The organism is Pseudomonas sp. GM25 (genome assembly GCF_000282255.1).
Taxonomy (GTDB): domain Bacteria; phylum Pseudomonadota; class Gammaproteobacteria; order Pseudomonadales; family Pseudomonadaceae; genus Aquipseudomonas; species Aquipseudomonas aphyarum.
In genome coordinates, this window is the sequence record NZ_AKJQ01000056.1 from 16,340 (window position 1) to 33,093 (window position 16,754).

The window sequence follows — 16,754 nt, forward strand, 5'->3', positions numbered from 1 at the left end:
GGAATCAGGGGGCGAAGCGGCGGCGATCAGCCGGATGGAGCAGGGCGCGGGAGCATGGTGTCGAACCTGTTGTTATTGGTTTTGTGGCTCAAATGGTGCGGGGCGCGGGCGAGGCGATTCAATCGGCGAAAGTGGAATTCGGGCGATTATCGAACGCAAGATTGGCAGGCAACAAAAAACCCGCCAAATCGGCGGGCTTCTTGTGTTCACCGGATGATCAGAACAACTTCATCTTCGGCGCTTCTTCCTTGAGCGGCTCGTTCTGCGCGGTCTGCGCATTCCAGCCACCGCCCAGGGCCTTGTACAGGTTGACCGCACTGGTCAGCTGCGCGAGGCGGTCGGTGATCAGCGATTGTTGCGCGCTGAACAGCTGACGCTGGGCATCGAGGAAGGTCAGGTTGCTATCGACGCCGATGCGATAGCGACGTTCGGCCAGGCGGTAGTAATCCTGGTTGGCCTGAACGAAGTCACGCTGCGCCTGCAACTGCTCGGTATAGGTCTGGCGGGCGGCCAGGCCGTCGGCGACTTCCTGGAAGGCCGTTTGAATGGACTTCTCGTAGTTCGCCACGCCAATGTCCTTCTGGATCTTGGCGTAGTCGAGGCTGGCGCGCAGGCTGCCGGCGTTGAAGATCGGCAGGTTGATCTGCGGCTGGAACAGCCACGTGCCCGAACCGCCCTTGAACAGGCCGGACAGGTCCGGGCTCAGGCTGCCCGCGTTGGCGGTCAGGCTGATGCTCGGGAAGAACGCTGCACGGGCCGCGCCGATGTTGGCGTTGGCCGCCTTCAGGTTGTACTCGGCCTGAAGGATGTCCGGACGACGTTGCAGCAGATCCGACGGCAGACCGGCCGGCACGTCGGCCAGCAGGTCATCCGACAGCGGCTTGGCCGCTTGCAGGTTGGCCGGCACGCCGGTGCCGAGCAGCAGGGTCAGGCTGTTTTCGTCTTGAGCGACCTGACGGGTGTAACGCGCCAATTGTGCCCGGGCGTTTTCAACCGAGGTGCGCGACTGCGCCAGGTCCAGCGCCGAGGCCACACCGACTTCGTTGCTGCGGCTGGTCAGCTTGTAGCTTTCCTCGAAGGCACCGAGGGTGTCCTGCGTCAGCTTCAGCAGTTCCTTGTCGGCCTGCCAGGTCAGGTAGGCGTTGGCCACGCTGGCCACCAGGCTGATCTGGGTGCTGCGGCGCGCTTCTTCGGTGGCGAAGTATTGTTGCAGCGCTTGTTCGCTCAGGCTGCGAACCCGACCGAACAGGTCGAGTTCGTAGGCGCTGATGCCGACGGTGGCGGAATAGGAGCTGGTGATCGTCGAATCACCGGTCTGCGACGCACGGGCCGGAACCCGCTGACGGCTGCCGCTGGCGTTGGCCGACACGGCCGGGAACAGGTCGGCACGCTGGATGCGGTATTGAGCCGCGTAGGCGTCGATGTTCAGCGCCGCGACGCGCAGGTCGCGGTTGTTTTCCAGGGCGACCTGGATCAGCTGTTGCAGGGCAGGGTCATGGAAAAACTGCTTCCAGCCCTGCTCGGCAGCGGCCTGCGCCGGTGCCTGGGCCGGCGAGTACGCCGGGCCCTGCGGGAACTGCGCGGCCACCGGTGCTTCAGGCTGCTGATAATCCGGTATCAGCGAGCAACCGCTCAGCACGAAGGCGGCGACTGCGATGGAGAGTAGCGACTTGCTCATTGGCCAGCCTCTTTAGGAGTTTCTATGGCGTCATCCTTGCCGGCGTTTTTGCGCTGACCCATGGACGACACAGTGACGAAGAACAGTGGAACCCAGAAAATCGCCAGGATCGTTGCGGTGAGCATACCGCCAATCACGCCGGTACCGATCGCGTGTTGACTGCCCGAACCTGCGCCGGTGGAGATAGCCAACGGTACAACACCGAGGACGAAGGCCAGCGACGTCATGATGATCGGTCGCAGACGCATGCGGCAGGCTTCGATGGCCGCATCGCGCAGACTGCGTCCCTGCTCGTGCAATTCCTTGGCGAACTCGACGATCAGAATGGCGTTTTTAGCCGCCAGACCAATGGTCGTCAACAGACCCACCTGGAAGTAAACGTCGTTCGACAGACCGCGCAGGCTGGTGGCCATCAGCGCACCGATGATCCCCAGTGGTACCACGAGCATGACCGCGATCGGAATCGACCAGCTTTCATACAGCGCCGCCAGACACAGGAACACCATCAGCAGCGACAGGGCGTACAGCGCCGGAGCCTGCGAGCCGGACAGTCGTTCTTCGTACGACAGACCGGTCCACGAGATACCCACGCCGGCCGGCAGTTTCTTGGCAATCGCCTCGACTTCGGCCATCGCTTCACCGGTGGAATAACCCGGAGCCGGGGCACCGAGGATCTCGACCGCTTCAACGCCGTTGTAACGCGCCAGTTTCGGCGAACCGTAGATCCACTCGCCCTTGGCGAACGCGGAGAACGGAACCATGGTGCCGCTGGCGTTGCGCACGTACCACTTCTTCAGGTCTTCAGGGCTCATGCGCGAGTCTGGCCGGCCCTGCACGTACACCTTCTTCACCCGACCACGGTCGATGAAGTCGTTGACGTAGCTACTGCCCAGCGCAATCGACAGAGTGTTGTTGATGTCGGCGATGGTAATGCCCAGGGCACTGGCCTTCTCGTCATCGATTTCCAGCTGGAATTGCGGCTCGTCGTTCAGACCGTTCGGACGGACCTGCGTGAGCACCTTGCTCTGCGCGGCCATGCCGAGGAACTGGTTGCGTGCGGCCATCAACTTCTCGTGGCCGATACCGGCGCGGTCCTGCAGGAACACGTCGAAACCGGTGGCGTTACCCAGCTCCAGTACTGCCGGCGGGGCGAAGGCGAACACCATCGCATCGCGGAAGCTGAAGAAGTGCTGCTGGGCGCGGGCGGCGAGTTTGAACACGCTGTTGTCGGCGTTACGTTCGTCCCACGGCTTGAGCATGATGAACGCCATACCCGAGCTCTGGCCACGCCCGGCGAAGTTGAAGCCGGTCACGGTGAACACCGAGGCTACTGCGTCGCCTTCACCGCCGTCCTTGGTCGGACGCAGCAGGAATTCACGCATTTCATCCACCACCACCTGAGTGCGCTGGGCACTGGAACCGGCTGGCGTCTGAACCTGGGCGAACAGAACGCCCTGGTCTTCTTCCGGCAGGAACGCGGTCGGAATGCGGGTGAACAGCCAGATCATGCCGACCACGATCAGCAGGTAGGCCAGCAGATACGGTGCCTTGCGCGACAGCATGTTGCCGACACCGCGCTCGTAGCTGTTGACGCCACGGTCGAAGTTGCGGTTGAACCAGCCGAAGAAACCTTTTTTCGGCGCGCCGTGCTCACCGTGCGGAATCGCCTTGAGCATGGTGGCGCACAGCGCCGGGGTGAAGATCAGCGCGACCAGTACCGACAACGCCATGGCCGACACGATGGTGATCGAGAACTGCTTGTAGATCACACCGGTGGAGCCGCTGAAGAACGCCATCGGCAGCAATACCGCCGACAGAACGAGGGCGATACCAACCAGGGCGCCCTGGATCTGGCCCATGGATTTCTTGGTCGCTTCCTTCGGTGACAAGCCTTCTTCGCTCATCACCCGCTCGACGTTTTCCACCACGACGATGGCGTCGTCCACCAGCAAGCCGATGGCCAATACCATACCGAACATGGTCAGGGTGTTGATGCTGAAACCGGCCGCCGCGAGGATGCCGAACGTACCGAGCAATACCACCGGCACGGTCATCGTGGTGATGACGGTGGCGCGGAAGTTCTGCAGGAACAGGAACATCACCAGGAACACCAGTGCAATCGCTTCGACCAGGGTGTGAACCACGCCTTTGATCGACTCGGTCACCACCGGAGTGGTGTCATACGGGAACACCACTTCCATCCCTTGCGGGAAGAACGGCTTGAGGCTGTCGATGGTGTTGCGCAGTGCTTTTGCAGTGTCGAGGGCGTTGGCACCGTTGGCCAGTTTCACAGCCAGACCGGAAGCCGGGCTGCCGTTGAACTGGGCGCTGATCGCATAGTTCTCGCCACCAAGGCCGACGTCGGCGACGTCTTTGAGGCGAACCTGCGAGCCGTCCTTGTTGACCTTGAGCAGAATTTCTTTGAACTGCTCGGCGGTCTGCAGACGAGTCTTGCCGATGATCGTGGCGTTCAGTTGCTGGCCCTGCACGGCAGGCAAGCCGCCGAGTTGACCGGACGAAACCTGGACGTTCTGCGCCGCAATCGCGGTTTTCACGTCGACCGGGGTCAGGTTGAAGTTGTTCAACTTGGCCGGGTCGAGCCAGATGCGCATCGCGTACTGGGCACCGAAGACCTGGAAGTCGCCGACACCGGCGGTCCGCGAGATCGGGTCCTGCATGTTCGACACGATGTAGTTGGACAGGTCGTCCTTGGTCATGCTGCCGTCACGCGACACCACCCCGATCACCAGCAGGAAGTTCTTCACTGCCTTGGTCACGCGGATACCCTGTTGCTGCACTTCCTGCGGCAGCAGCGGGGTGGCCAGGTTCAGCTTGTTCTGGACCTGGACCTGAGCGGTGTCGGAGTTGGTGCCTTGCTCGAAGGTCGCGGTGATGGTCATGCTGCCGTCGGAGTTACTTTCCGAGGACACATAACGCAGGTTGTCGATACCGTTGAGCTGCTGCTCGATCACCTGGACCACGGTGTCCTGAACCGTCTGTGCCGAAGCACCCGGGTAGGTCACGGAGATTGCAATGGCCGGTGGCGCAATGCTCGGGTACTGGTTGATCGGCAGTTTCAGGATCGAAAGTGCCCCGACCAGCATGATCACCAGGGCAATTACCCAGGCGAAAATCGGACGGTCGATGAAAAATTTTGACATGGATTACTCCCCTTTGCCGCCGGCGGCTTTGTCAGCTGCCTGAGCGGGGGCCGGGTTCTTGTTGCCGACGTTGGTGGCTTCGGTCGCTTTGACCTCAACACCCGGTTTGACGAATTGCAGCCCTTCGGTGATCAGACGATCGCCGGCCTTCAGGCCGTCTTCGATCAGCCACTGGCTGCCGACGGTGCGGCTGGCCTTGAGCTGACGCAGTTCGACCTTGTTGTCCGGGCCGACGACCAGCGCGGTCGGGGTGCCTTTGAGGTCGCGAGTCACGCCTTGTTGCGGTGCGAGGATCGCGGCGCTGTTCACACCGGCCTGCAACTGCGCGTGGACGAACATGCCCGGCAGCAGGGTGTGATCCGGGTTCGGGAACACAGCGCGCAGGGTCACGGAACCGGTGGTCTGATCGACCGACACTTCGGAGAATTCCAGCTTACCGTCGAGCTTGTACTGGCTGCCGTCTTCCAGGGTCAGCTTGACCGCAGCGGCGTTGTCGCCGGCTTTTTGCAGACGGCCGCTTTCCAGTTCGCGGCGCAGTTCCAGCAACTCGACCGAGGACTGGGTGACGTCGACGTAGATCGGGTCCAGTTGCTGGATCACGGCCATCGCATCAGTCTGGCCGCTGCTGACCAGCGCGCCTTCGGTTACCGAGGAACGGCCGATACGACCGGAGATCGGTGCGTAGACCTTGGTGTAGCGCACGTTGATCTGTGCTGTCTGCAACGACGCTTCCGATTGCAGGCGGTTGGCCACGGCGGTGTCGTATTCCTGACGGCTGACGGCCTGCTCGTCGACCAGTTGCTTGTAGCGGTCGGAGATCGACTTGGTCGAACGCAGGTTGGCTTCGGCGCTTTTCAGGGTCGCTTCATAGACCGACGGATCGATCTGATACAGCTGCTGGCCGGCTTTGACATCGCCGCCTTCCTTGAACAGACGCTTGAGAATGATGCCGTTGACCTGCGGACGAACTTCGGCGATGCGGAACGCGCTGGTGCGGCCCGGCAATTCGGAAGTCAGGGTAAAGGCTTGTGGTTGCAGAGTGACGACGCCGACCTGAGGAGGTGGTGCGGCGGGAGCCGCCTCTTCCTTTTTACATCCGCTGAGCAGCGATGCCAGGGCGACGGCAGTGACCAGAGCGGTAACAGCTGGCTTGAATTGCATGAAGATCCTCGGGTCAGGCGCGCGAAAAGCGCACAAGAAGTGTGGAAGGGTAAAAAAGGGTTACCGGGTGGATAAGTAGCTTGCTAAGGAATATACTTACGTTCATGGTTGTTTGTAAACACCTTGGCGTCGTATCCACCCTGTTACAAAAGTCGTCGCAAGGTCTGAAATTGTAGGCCGGGGAGCCGATCCGCGAGAGATCAACCCTTTTTTATTCAGCGGATATTCAGCCATCCCTGAAACATCCTGTTTGAGGTTTTACTGCCATGGTCCGTCGTACCAAAGAGGAAGCTCAGGAAACGCGCAGCCAGATTCTCGAAGCGGCCGAGAAGGCCTTCTATGAGCGGGGCGTGGCCCGCACGACTCTGTCGGACATCGCCACCCTGGCCGGGGTGACGCGCGGTGCCATCTACTGGCACTTCAGCAACAAGGCCGATCTGCTGCAAGCCATGCTCGATACCCTGCATGAGCCGCTGGACGAACTGGCCAAAGCCAGCGAAAGCGAGGACGAACCCGATCCGCTGGGCTGCATGCGCAAATTGCTGATTCATTTGTTTCATCAAGTTGCGCTGGACCCGAAGACCCGGCGTATCAACGAAATTCTGTTTCATAAGTGCGAATTCACCGATGAAATGTGCGATCTGCGCCAGCAGCGCCGGACCGCCAGCCTCGATTGCAATGTGCGGATCGCGCTGACATTGAGTAATGCGGTCAATCGTGGGCAGTTGCCGGCAGACCTCGACACTGCCCGGGCAGCCATCAGCATTCACGCCTATATCGACGGCCTCCTTTATGGATGGCTGTTGGCGCCGGACAGCTTCGAACTGTACGCCGAGGCCGAGCGCTGGGTCGATACCGGGCTGGATATGCTGCGCCTGAGCCCCAGCCTGCGCAAATGAAACAAAATTCGTTATTGGATCAGTTTGTGTCAATGACGGAGGAGGGTGAAGATCCCTGTTCACTCGCCCCGCTGCAATGGGATGCTTTTATATACCTCTGCGGCGCGGGTTGATATGTAGCGAGCTACGTATTTTGTAGGGATTTTGTGTCGAGCCTGTGAACGAATGTGAGCGCCTGGTTTGTGGGGGGCCAAGAAAAAGCCCGCTTGGCAAGGCGGGCTCTTCGAGTCTGTTACGACTTCACCTTTCTGTGTTTCGCAAGAGGCTTGTCGGCTTTAGCGCTCAATCTTTTAAGAATCCATTGGGCATTCTTGAATCTGTGCAGACTTACCACAAAGGCATGTGGGCCTCTGGACTTGGCCTTCGGCACTCCACCTCCGGCAATCAAGGTCAAGGAGGCTTTACGCTCCATTCTCTCTTGCTCGGATCTGAATGAATTCATTTCATCAACATCTTCAAAGCTGCAGCTTTCGTACGCTTCTACCGGCTCCTTACGATCAAGTTTTCTCGCAAGCGAAGTCATACGGGCGAAAAAATCCTCTTCGGTTTCGTGCCTGATGATTGTCTTCATTTGCTTTTCCTCTGTTTCAAATATTGATGCCATTGGTCCTGAAATAATTCAAGTGTCCTCTCCAGGGATTCGAACTCGACTGGGACATAAACGCCCATGTCATGTTTATGATGCTCCCCATGAGCATTGTCGTAGCCTATCACCCGGCCATTGTCCACGGGACAGATCGTGTCGTTGATGTAGGCCATGCTATACGTGATGACTTGACCAGTTTCTGCATTTTTCAGGTATTGAATCCGTATCTGGCCGTTGCCTTTTCTATCGGGGATTACAAAAGAATCATCAAAGCGTTCAAGCCTGGGTTCCTTTTTCTTGCCACCTTTCTTCGCTGCCATGTTCGAGCCGATTGCCTCATAAGAGTCGCGTACTGCCCTGCCGCGGGCCAACGATCTTATTGCATGGTCCGGATGCGGGGTGAAAACAACTGTTCCAGAAGTTTGCATCAGCCCCCCCAGGGTTAGTTGCGAAGTGATTTTCCTCTCAAATAAAAAGCCCCCGACTCTCGCGAGTCGGGGGCTTTTGTGTTTCTGCGGTGTGGCTTACAGCGTCGGGTAGTCGAGGTAGCCGACCGCGCCTTTGCCGTAGAAGGTTTCCGGATGCGGTTCGTTCAGCGGTGCGTCGGCTTTCAAGCGGGCTGGCAGGTCCGGGTTGGCAATGAACGGGATGCCGAATGCCACGGCGTCAGCCTTGCCCTCGGCCAGCCACGCGTTGGCGCTGTCCTTGGTGAAGCGCTCGTTGGCGATGTATGCGCCGCCGAAGGCTTCTTTCAGTTGTGGGCCGAGGCTGTCGGCGCCTTCTTTCTCGCGGGAGCAGATGAAGGCGATGCCACGCTTGCCCAGTTCGCGAGCGACGTAGGTAAAGGTCTCGGCCAGGTTGTCGTCGCCCATGTCATGGGAGTCGGCGCGCGGTGCCAGGTGTACGCCAACACGACCGGCGCCCCAGACTTCGATCGCGGCATCGGTCACTTCCAGCAGCAGACGGGCACGGTTTTCCAGGGAGCCGCCGTAGATGTCGGTGCGCTGGTTGGTGCTGCTTTGCAGGAACTGGTCTAGCAGGTAGCCGTTGGCGCCGTGGATTTCCACGCCGTCGAAACCGGCCGCCTTGGCGTTCTCTGCACCAACGCGGTAGGCGTCGACGATGTCGGCGATTTCAGCAGTTTCCAGTGCACGCGGGGTTGGATAGTCGGCCAGCGGGCGAACCAGGCTGACGTGGCCTTTAGGCTGGATGGCGCTCGGTGCAACCGGCGCTTCGCCGTTCAGGTACGACGGGTGGGAAACCCGGCCGACGTGCCACAGTTGCAGGACGATCTTGCCGCCGGCAGCGTGAACGGCCTTGGTCACGTTGGTCCAGCCGCGCACCTGGTCGTTGGACCAGATTCCGGGGGTGTCCGGGTAGCCGACGCCCATCGGGGTCACCGAGGTGGCTTCGCTGAGGATCAGGCCGGCCGAGGCGCGTTGTACGTAGTACTCGGCCATCAGCGCGTTCGGTACGCGGCCTTCGTCGGCGCGGCAGCGGGTCAGCGGCGCCATGATGATGCGGTTGGACAGCTCGAGGTCGCCCAGTTTGATCGGATCGAAAATTGTTGCCATGAGATACAACCCTCGTGAGGTAAGTGAGTGAATCAGTTAGCGGTGGCCAGCTCGGGATTGCCGTTCTGGCGGAATGTGATCAGGGTCACCAGCAGGGCCAGGACCGCGAGTGCTGCGGCGGCGAGAGGCACGCTGGTCAGGCCGTAGCCGTGGGCGATGACGCTGCCGCCGACCCAGGCGCCGAGGGCGTTGCCGACGTTGAAGGCGCCGATGTTCAGGGTCGAGACCAGGTTCGGTGCGGCCTGGCCGTAGGTCACGACGTTCACTTGCAGGGCAGGCACGGCGGCGAAGCACGCGGTAGCCCAGAGGAACAGGGTGATTTCGGTCGGGATCAGCGCGATGCTGGTCCAGGTCAGTACGGTGGAGGTCACGGCCATGGCGATGAACACGCCGATCAGCGTGGCGGCCAGGCCTTTGTCGGCCAGTTTGCCGCCGATGATGTTGCCGACGGTCAGGCCCAGGCCGATGAGCATCAGGGTCCAGGTCACGCCACGAGGCGAGACGCCGGTGACATCGCCCAGCAGCGGCGCGACGTAAGTGAACAGGGTGAACACCGAGGCGGCGAACAGCGCGGTCATGCTCAGGGACAGCCAGATTCCGGCGCCTTTGAGCGCGGCCAGTTCGGCACGCATGTCGAGTTTTTCTTCGTCACGTTTGGCCGGCAGGAAGCGGATCAGGCCGATCAGCGCGATCACACCGATCACGGTCACTGCCCAGAAGGTCGAGCGCCAACCGGCTTCCTGACCGAGCGCGGTGCCCAGCGGTACGCCCAGCACGTTGGCCAGGGTCAGGCCGGTAAACATCAGGGCCACGGCCGAGGCGCGTTTGTTCGGCGCCACCAGGTTGGCCGCGACCACCGAACCGATGCCGAAGAACGCACCGTGGCAGAGGGCGGTAACCACTCGGGCAAACATCAGCACCTCGTAGTCAGTGGCGATGGCGCAGAGCAGGTTGCCGATAATGAAGATGCCCATCAGCGTTACCAGTGCAGCCTTGCGCGGCAGTTTTGCAGTGGCCATTGCCATGAACGGTGCACCAATCGCCACGCCCAGGGCGTAGCCGGTCACCAGCCAGCCGGCGCCGGGAATCGACACACCGAGGTCGGCCGCCACATTGGGCAGCAGGCCCATGATGACGAACTCGGTGGTGCCGATGGCGAAGGCGCTCAAGGCGAGTATGAGTAGCGAGAGGGGCATCGTTGGTTCCTTTTGGCTGGCTGACGTTAAGGGTCAGAGCTCTTTGCTGAGGGTGCTGAGGAACGCCTGGATCACGTCCTCGTTGCGTTTGAAAAAGTGCCACTGGCCGGCTTTCTGGCTGCTGATCAGTCCTGCCCGTTGCAGGGTGGCCAGGTGGGCGGAAACGGTCGATTGCGACAGGCCGCAACGTTGATCGATCTGCCCGGCGCAGATGCCGTACTCGTGGTTGTGGATCTGTTCCGGAAACTGGGCTTTCGGGTCTTTCAGCCAGTTGAGGATGTCTCGCCGTACTGGGTGTGCCAGGGCTTTTATTATTTCGTCGAGGTCAATGTTCATGGCTGGGTGCTCGTGATGTGTGTAGCGCTATATCGCGATGAGGCGAACTTTAAATCGGTACTTCGCGATATACCAATATGAATTTGATCTGATGACCGCATAAATCGGTATATCGGGTTATAACGATATGTGAGGTGTAAACAAACGCGGGCGCGGTGCTAAGCTGCGCCCATGAACTATCTCGCACATTTACACCTCGGTGGCCAGCGCCCCGGTCAACTGCTTGGCAGTCTGTATGGCGATTTCGTCAAAGGGCGGCTGCAAGGGCAGTTCGACCCGGAGATCGAAGCGGCGATTGCCCTGCATCGACAGATCGACGTGTTCACTGATCGCCATCCATTGGTGGACGCTTCACTGGCGCGGTTTTCCACGACTCGCCGCCGTTACGCGGGCATCGTTCTCGACGTGTTTTTCGACCATTGTCTGGCGCGGGACTGGACGCAATACGCCGACCGGCCGCTCGGCCAATTCACCACCGACGTTTATCGCGTGCTGTCCAGCGAGCGGCAATTGCCCGAGCGCCTGGCGAAGATCGCCCCGCACATGGTCGCCAATGACTGGTTGGGTTCGTATCAGCAATTCGAAGTGCTGGAGCAGGTGTTGCGCGGGATCTCCCGGCGCCTGACCCGGCCTGAAGAACTGGCGGGGGCGATGGAGGAATTGCGCCGGTTGTACGAACCGTTGAGCGAGGACTTTCGTTTGTTCTACCCACAGCTGCAGGACTTTGCCGGCCGGCAGCTGTAGGCAGGCTTCGCCGATCAGGCCGCGATCAGATCGCGGGCGTGTTGCGCTTCGACCGGTTTGAGCACATCACCGAACAAGGCTTTCTGCACCGCTTGCTGGGCTTCGTACGCCAGTGCCGCGCGTTCGCGGCCCTGGCAGGCAATCGGCTTGAGCAGATGAATCTCGACATCGCCGCAGTCGTTGCTGAACAGGCGCATCAGGTGCGACAGCAGATCATCGTCACCAATGAACGGCGCCAGCGAATCGATCTTGCCGTCGCGCAGATAACGGATCGCCACCGGTTGCAGCTTCACCTCGGAATCAATCGCCGCCGACAGCAGGCGACCATGAAAGGTACGCAGCGAACGGCCGTCGGTGGTGGTGCCTTCCGGGAACATCAGCAGTGGATGATCGGTTTGCAGGTGACGGGTCATCTGCTTGCGGATCAACTGGCTGTCGCCCGAGCCGCGACGGATGAACAGGCTGCCGGCCTTCGCTGCCAGCCAGCCGGCCACCGGCCAGGTGCGCACTTCAGCCTTGGACAGAAACGACAGCGGCGTGAGCATCCCGAGCAGCGGAATGTCGGTCCACGACACATGGTTGCTGACCCACAGCATCGGCTGCTTCGGCAGCTCGCCGTGAACGGTCACGCGAAAGGGCAGGGCATTGCTCAAACGCGCCATGAAAAAACGCGACCAGCGCTGCCGACGCTCCATCGAATGGGCCAGACCCAGACGTTCGAATACTCCGAAGACACTGGCCATGCTCAGGCCCAGCGTCACCACCAGCAGCACTCGCGCGATCCGCGCGTACACCCGCAGCCGGCTCATCACACGGCCGCCTTGAAGTGCTTGGCGTAGCGCGGGCAGAGTTCGTCGCGCTTGAGCAGGATGAACACGTCGGCGACCTGGAAATCTTCGTCCCAGCACGGCTCGCCGCAGATCTTCGCGCCCAGGCGCATGTAGGCCTTGAGCAGCGGTGGCATTTCGGCGATCACGTTCGACGGAATGTCGAGGCTTGGCAGCGGATTCTTCGGTTCGGCGCGCAGGTGTTCGGTGCACAGATAACGCTCGCGCAGGCGCTGCATGATCGCGTGGGCCTGCACGCCGCCGTCCTGCATCGGGATGCTTGCGCAGCCCATCAGATAGCTGTAGCCGCCCTGATTCAGCACTTCGGCCAGTTCGCCCCACAGCACGGCGATGGTGCCGCCGTTGCGGTAGGCCGGGTCGACGCAGGTGCGGCCGATTTCCAGGATCGGGCCTTGCAGACCGGCGAGGCCGTGCAGGCTGAATTCTTCTTCGCTGTAGAACTTGCCCAGGCTGCTGGCGGCGGTGTGATCGAGCAAACGGGTGGTCGCCACCAGGCGGCCGGTGTTCAGGTCACGCACGCCGATGTGGCTGCAGTGAACATCATAGTCATCCATGTCCAGACCCAGCTCCGCGCCGTTCAGCTTGGCGTTGAACTCGCCGCTGAACACGTTGAAGCGCAAGGCCTGGGCTTGCTGCAAGGCCTCGGCGCCGATCAGGCGTTCGGCTTGCAGGCGGCGTTCATTGCCGGTGTCGCTGATGCGGGCGATCTGAGTCATGTGAATCTCCGTACGGGCCTTGAACCCGTCATGGGTTGCAGCCGATCGACTTTCTTTATGCAGCCGTGTTGTGCAAAGTCAGGCTATGTAGCCCCGGTGTCATCGCCATGAATGTTTGGTGATGCTTATATGACAGCCCACGAGGAGCCTCTGATGACCTGGTCGACCCTGCTTGAATGCCGCGAACGCCTGCCCGCTGTTGCCGATCTGGCGGAGGGTTTCGCCACGTTGCTGCATCAACTGGGCAGCGTGACGCCGTTCGAACTGGCGGTGGCGGGAGGGCGGCGGATGGCATCGCCGGGGCTGGCGTTTCTGGTGGGCTATCAGGCGGCGTTGCGGATGCTCTGGCCGAGTGCGCCGCCGAGCCTCGGCGCGTTGTGTGCGACCGAGCAGCGCAGCCTGCGCCCGGCGGACATGCAGACCCGGCTCACGGATCTGCGTCTCACCGGGCAAAAGGATTTCGTCACCGCCGGCGATGCGGCGGACTGGCTGCTGATCGCCGCGCGCAACGAACAACCCGGCGAATCACCGCGCCTGAGTCTGGCGGTGGTGTATCCCGGCGAACCCGGCGTGCGGGTGGAAAAACTCCCGGCGTTGCCGTTGATGCCCGACATCAGCCATGGCCGGTTGCATCTCGACGATGCGTTGTGTGAGTTGCTCGCCGGGGACGGTTGGGATGCCTACGTCAAACCGTTCCGTACCCTTGAAGACGTTTACGTGTTGAGTGCAATGACCGCGTGGTTGTACGGCGTCGGTCAGGACAGCGGCTGGCCGCAGCCGCTGCAATTGCGTTTGCTGGCGCTGTTGGCCGGATGTTCGGAGGTCAGTCGCCAGCCGCCGAACAATCCCGCCGGGCATGTGTTGCTCGGCGGATTGTTTGCGCAGTTCGACGGGCTCAAAGCGGAAGTCGATCAGGCCCTGCGTGACGGCAATCCTGAGTGGGCGGCGATGTGGCAGCGCGATCAGTCGGTCATGCAGCTGGCGGCTGGCGCGCGGGCCAAACGACTGGCCAAGGCGTTGGCGGCAAGTCAAAACACATCTGTCATGAACGCCGGCTAGTCTTGTCAGGTTCATCCCCAGAGCCCTCACCATGTTCAAAGGCCTGTCCCTGTTTCTGCTGTTGATCAGCTTCACGGTTCAGGCCGAACAATGGCCGGGCGAGCAATGGCCGACCGGCGCGAAACTCACCAGTCCGACCGTCGATGCGTTGGAGGCCTACGCCTTCCCGACTCGCGATGACAGCACGCGCCAGGGCATCCGCACCGACGCCTTGCTGGTGATCCGCGACGGCCAGGTCATCTACGAACGCTACGCCGCCGCGACCACCGCCGACACCCCGCACCTGACCTGGTCGATCAGCAAAAGCCTGATGGCCACGGTGTTCGGCGTGGCGTACGGCGAAGGCCTGTTCAAGCTCAATGATCCGGCCGCGAAGTTTTACCCGGTGCTGGAAAAACACCCGGCCATCACCCTCAAGGATCTGCTGCACTGGGCCTCGGGCATCGACTGGCAGGAAGACTACGAATACGCCCCGCTGAAGTCCTCGGTGGTGGCGATGCTCTATACCCGTGGCCACCGCGACATGGCCGCCTTCACCGCCGATCACGACAGCTACGCGCCGGCGGGGCAGGCATTCCGTTATTCCAGCGGCGACAGTAATCTGTTGGCTGCCGCGCTGAAAACTATCGTCGGCCCGCAGCGTTATCCCGACTATCCGTGGACAGCACTTTTCGATCCACTGGGCATCCGCCATGCCACATGGGAAACCGATGCCACGGGCACCTTCGTCGCGTCTTCCTACGCCTATATGACGGCGCGGGATTTGGCGCGAATCGGCCTGTTGATGGAACGGGACGGACGCTGGAACGACCGGCAGTTGCTGCCCAAAGACTGGGTCGCCTTCAATCGCCAACCCTTCGCCGGCTACAAGGCCCATCAGGACGAAGCCGTACCCGGCGGCCAGTGGTGGCTCAATCGCCCGGCAGACGGCGCGCCGCCGCCATGGCCCGAAGCACCGCCCGACACCTTCGCCGCCCTCGGTCATTGGGGCCAGGCGTTGTACGTGATCCCGAGCGAAAAACTGGTGATCGTGCGCTACGCCGATGACCGCGACGGCAGCTATCGCCACAACGAATTGCTCAAGCGCGTGCTCGGGGCGGTGCGGCCATGAAACTGCTCAGACGCATCCTGCTGGTGCTATTGATCGTGTTGCTGGGCTGGGGCTGGCACGAGCGCGAAAACCTGTGGGCCTTCCCGGACATCATCAGCGCCTACACCGCCAAGGAATATTGCTCGTGCCGCTACGTCATGAACAACGACGCCGAGTATTGCCGGGGCTACGTGAAGCAATGGCTGCCCAGCGAACTGACCGATGACCGCACGCAAAAAATCGTCACCGCCAGCGGCCTGGGACGCAGCAACAGCGCCCAGTGGCAAGGCGAGCGCCAGGGCTGTCGCCTGCAACCCTGATCCGGTTCCACCCTGTGGAACCACATTCGATTGTCCTCTCGCGTGTCTCGCGGTTATCTGGCGGTGAGCACGACCTGCCGTTCACGTGTCGTGAAACAACACCGAACAACAAGACCGGGAACACCCGCGCGAGGAGAACCGTCATGCCCCGACATCAGCACATTCTGGCCTGGCTCAACGACGTGGCCAGCGACCTGCACGCCACCCGCCAGGACATTCACGCCCACCCTGAACTCGGTTTCGAGGAAAGCCGCACCTCGGCGCTGGTCGCCCGGTCGCTCGAAGACTGGGGCTATGAAGTCCACACCGGCGTCGGCAAGACCGGCGTGGTCGGCGTGCTGCGCAACGGCAGCAGCACACGCAAACTCGGGCTGCGGGCCGACATGGATGCGCTGCCGATCATCGAGAACACCGGCGTCGCCTACAGCAGCCGTCATCAAGGCTGCATGCACGCCTGTGGCCACGACGGGCACACCGCGATGTTGCTCGGTGCGGCGCGTTATCTGGCGGCGACCCGTCAGTTCGACGGCACCCTGACGCTGATTTTTCAGCCCGCCGAAGAGGGGCAGGGCGGGGCCGAAGCGATGCTTGCCGATGGCCTGCTCGAGCGCTTCCCGTGCGACGCGCTGTTCGGCATGCACAACATGCCGGGTTTGCCAGCGGGGCATCTGGGCTTTCGCGAAGGGCCGATGATGGCTTCGCAGGATCTGCTCACGGTGATGATTGAAGGCGTCGGCGGCCACGGCTCGATGCCGCATCTGGCGGTGGATCCGCTGGTCGCCGCAGCGAGTGTGGTGATGGCTTTGCAAACCGTGGTCGCGCGCAACATCGACGCGCAGCAGGCAGCGGTGGTAACGGTCGGCGCATTGCAGGCCGGCGAGGCGGCGAACGTGATTCCGCAACAGGCGATCCTGCGCCTGAGCCTGCGTGCGCTGAATGCCGAGGTTCGCGAACAGACCCTGGACCGCGTGCGCTCGATCATCGAAGCCCAGGCCGAAAGCTTCGGCTGCACCTCAACCATCGAGCACCGCCCGGCCTACCCGGTGCTGGTCAACCACGCCGCTGAAACCGAGTTCGCCCGTCAGGTCGGCGTCGAACTGGTCGGCACCGATGCCGTGGATGGCAACACCCCCAAACTGATGGGCAGCGAAGACTTCGCCTGGATGCTCCAGCGTTGCCCCGGCGCCTACCTGTTCATCGGCAACGGCGTGGCGCGGCCGATGGTGCATAACCCGGCCTACGATTTTAACGATGACATTCTGCTGACCGGCGCGGCGTATTGGGGCGCGCTCACCGAGAGCTGGCTCAAGCCGGCCTGATTTCTTCACTTTTTGCTGCCGCTGGAACGCAGGTGCGCACGTGCCTGCGTGGTCAACCAACAGCTTC

General features: G+C 61.6%; 16 protein-coding genes. 6 read left to right on the forward strand and 10 right to left on the reverse strand.

What is annotated here, in order from left to right; genetic code table 11:
* Positions 1-217 precede the first annotated feature (217 nt).
* The 3 genes from emhC to emhA are packed head-to-tail and all read right to left on the reverse strand — an operon-like array spanning position 218 to position 6,000.
* Entirely contained in the window at positions 218-1,678 is a 1,461-nt protein-coding gene (gene emhC / locus PMI24_RS22070) for an efflux RND transporter outer membrane subunit EmhC (protein WP_007957845.1), read from the reverse strand.
* Positions 1,675-4,839, reverse strand: a complete 3,165-nt coding sequence (gene emhB, locus PMI24_RS22075; protein WP_007957847.1) for an efflux RND transporter permease subunit EmhB — start codon at positions 4,837-4,839, stop codon at positions 1,675-1,677. The genes emhC and emhB overlap by 4 nt, the downstream gene beginning before the upstream one ends.
* A gap of 3 nt (positions 4,840-4,842) precedes the next feature.
* Positions 4,843-6,000, reverse strand: a complete 1,158-nt coding sequence (emhA, locus tag PMI24_RS22080) for an efflux RND transporter periplasmic adaptor subunit EmhA (RefSeq protein ID WP_007957848.1) — start codon at positions 5,998-6,000, stop codon at positions 4,843-4,845.
* A gap of 266 nt (positions 6,001-6,266) precedes the next feature.
* Between emhA and emhR the strand changes: the two genes are divergently transcribed.
* Positions 6,267-6,899, forward strand: a complete 633-nt coding sequence (emhR, locus tag PMI24_RS22085; protein ID WP_007957850.1) for an efflux system transcriptional repressor EmhR — start codon at positions 6,267-6,269, stop codon at positions 6,897-6,899.
* Positions 6,900-7,131: 232 nt separating this feature from the next.
* Here emhR and PMI24_RS22090 read toward each other — a convergent pair whose 3' ends face one another.
* The 5 genes from PMI24_RS22090 to PMI24_RS22110 form a co-directional block, all read right to left on the reverse strand.
* Entirely contained in the window at positions 7,132-7,470 is a 339-nt protein-coding gene (locus PMI24_RS22090; protein WP_007957859.1) for a hypothetical protein, read from the reverse strand.
* Positions 7,467-7,913: a toxin-antitoxin system TumE family protein gene (locus tag PMI24_RS29540; RefSeq protein WP_238553860.1), complete on the reverse strand. Its 447-nt coding sequence runs from the start codon at positions 7,911-7,913 to the stop codon at positions 7,467-7,469. Before PMI24_RS29540 ends, PMI24_RS22090 begins: the two co-directional genes overlap by 4 nt.
* Positions 7,914-8,009: 96 nt before the next feature.
* On the reverse strand, positions 8,010-9,059 hold the full coding sequence (locus tag PMI24_RS22100) for an alkene reductase (RefSeq protein WP_007957862.1): 1,050 nt from the start codon (positions 9,057-9,059) through the stop codon (positions 8,010-8,012).
* Positions 9,060-9,091: 32 nt separating this feature from the next.
* Positions 9,092-10,255: an MFS transporter gene (locus tag PMI24_RS22105; RefSeq protein WP_007957864.1), complete on the reverse strand. Its 1,164-nt coding sequence runs from the start codon at positions 10,253-10,255 to the stop codon at positions 9,092-9,094.
* 33 nt (positions 10,256-10,288) lie between these two features.
* On the reverse strand, positions 10,289-10,591 hold the full coding sequence (locus PMI24_RS22110; RefSeq protein WP_007957866.1) for an ArsR/SmtB family transcription factor: 303 nt from the start codon (positions 10,589-10,591) through the stop codon (positions 10,289-10,291).
* A 171-nt stretch (positions 10,592-10,762) separates the two neighbouring features.
* Between PMI24_RS22110 and PMI24_RS22115 the strand changes: the two genes are divergently transcribed.
* A complete protein-coding gene (locus tag PMI24_RS22115; RefSeq protein WP_007957868.1) occupies positions 10,763-11,335 on the forward strand; it encodes an acyl carrier protein phosphodiesterase in 573 nt (190 codons plus the stop codon).
* A gap of 14 nt (positions 11,336-11,349) precedes the next feature.
* Here the strand turns inward: PMI24_RS22115 and PMI24_RS22120 are convergent, their stop codons facing one another.
* Together PMI24_RS22120 and olsB are read right to left on the reverse strand one after the other, a co-directional pair.
* On the reverse strand, positions 11,350-12,144 hold the full coding sequence (locus tag PMI24_RS22120) for a lysophospholipid acyltransferase family protein (protein WP_007957869.1): 795 nt from the start codon (positions 12,142-12,144) through the stop codon (positions 11,350-11,352).
* Positions 12,144-12,899: an L-ornithine N(alpha)-acyltransferase gene (gene olsB, locus PMI24_RS22125; protein ID WP_007957877.1), complete on the reverse strand. Its 756-nt coding sequence runs from the start codon at positions 12,897-12,899 to the stop codon at positions 12,144-12,146. Before olsB ends, PMI24_RS22120 begins: the two co-directional genes overlap by 1 nt.
* A gap of 153 nt (positions 12,900-13,052) precedes the next feature.
* Here olsB and PMI24_RS22130 point away from each other — a divergent pair, with 153 nt between their 5' ends.
* The 4 genes from PMI24_RS22130 to PMI24_RS22145 all read left to right on the forward strand — a co-directional run bounded on the left by PMI24_RS22130 (position 13,053) and on the right by PMI24_RS22145 (position 16,687).
* Complete coding sequence (locus PMI24_RS22130; protein WP_007957879.1) at positions 13,053-13,958, forward strand: acyl-CoA dehydrogenase family protein; 906 nt, start codon at positions 13,053-13,055, stop codon at positions 13,956-13,958.
* A 31-nt stretch (positions 13,959-13,989) separates the two neighbouring features.
* Entirely contained in the window at positions 13,990-15,069 is a 1,080-nt protein-coding gene (locus tag PMI24_RS22135) for a serine hydrolase domain-containing protein (protein WP_007957881.1), read from the forward strand.
* Positions 15,066-15,368 (forward strand): hypothetical protein, encoded by a 303-nt coding sequence (locus PMI24_RS22140; protein WP_007957883.1) that lies wholly within the window; start codon positions 15,066-15,068, stop codon positions 15,366-15,368. The genes PMI24_RS22135 and PMI24_RS22140 overlap by 4 nt, the downstream gene beginning before the upstream one ends.
* A gap of 143 nt (positions 15,369-15,511) precedes the next feature.
* Complete coding sequence (locus PMI24_RS22145; RefSeq protein WP_007957884.1) at positions 15,512-16,687, forward strand: M20 aminoacylase family protein; 1,176 nt, start codon at positions 15,512-15,514, stop codon at positions 16,685-16,687.
* The last annotated feature ends 67 nt before the right edge of the window (positions 16,688-16,754 follow it).

Coding starts and splice junctions, on each gene's coding strand:
- emhB (WP_007957847.1), bottom strand. CDS start 4,839: ATGTCAAAATTTTTCATCGACCGTCCGATTTTCGCCTGGGTAATTGCC.
- PMI24_RS22100 (WP_007957862.1), bottom strand. CDS start 9,059: ATGGCAACAATTTTCGATCCGATCAAACTGGGCGACCTCGAGCTGTCC.
- emhR (WP_007957850.1), top strand. CDS start 6,267: ATGGTCCGTCGTACCAAAGAGGAAGCTCAGGAAACGCGCAGCCAGATT.
- emhC (WP_007957845.1), bottom strand. CDS start 1,678: ATGAGCAAGTCGCTACTCTCCATCGCAGTCGCCGCCTTCGTGCTGAGC.
- PMI24_RS22105 (WP_007957864.1), bottom strand. CDS start 10,255: ATGCCCCTCTCGCTACTCATACTCGCCTTGAGCGCCTTCGCCATCGGC.
- PMI24_RS22130 (WP_007957879.1), top strand. CDS start 13,053: ATGACCTGGTCGACCCTGCTTGAATGCCGCGAACGCCTGCCCGCTGTT.
- PMI24_RS22140 (WP_007957883.1), top strand. CDS start 15,066: ATGAAACTGCTCAGACGCATCCTGCTGGTGCTATTGATCGTGTTGCTG.
- PMI24_RS22110 (WP_007957866.1), bottom strand. CDS start 10,591: ATGAACATTGACCTCGACGAAATAATAAAAGCCCTGGCACACCCAGTA.
- PMI24_RS22145 (WP_007957884.1), top strand. CDS start 15,512: ATGCCCCGACATCAGCACATTCTGGCCTGGCTCAACGACGTGGCCAGC.
- emhA (WP_007957848.1), bottom strand. CDS start 6,000: ATGCAATTCAAGCCAGCTGTTACCGCTCTGGTCACTGCCGTCGCCCTG.
- PMI24_RS22115 (WP_007957868.1), top strand. CDS start 10,763: ATGAACTATCTCGCACATTTACACCTCGGTGGCCAGCGCCCCGGTCAA.
- PMI24_RS22135 (WP_007957881.1), top strand. CDS start 13,990: ATGTTCAAAGGCCTGTCCCTGTTTCTGCTGTTGATCAGCTTCACGGTT.
- PMI24_RS29540 (WP_238553860.1), bottom strand. CDS start 7,913: ATGCAAACTTCTGGAACAGTTGTTTTCACCCCGCATCCGGACCATGCA.
- olsB (WP_007957877.1), bottom strand. CDS start 12,899: ATGACTCAGATCGCCCGCATCAGCGACACCGGCAATGAACGCCGCCTG.
- PMI24_RS22120 (WP_007957869.1), bottom strand. CDS start 12,144: ATGAGCCGGCTGCGGGTGTACGCGCGGATCGCGCGAGTGCTGCTGGTG.
- PMI24_RS22090 (WP_007957859.1), bottom strand. CDS start 7,470: ATGAAGACAATCATCAGGCACGAAACCGAAGAGGATTTTTTCGCCCGT.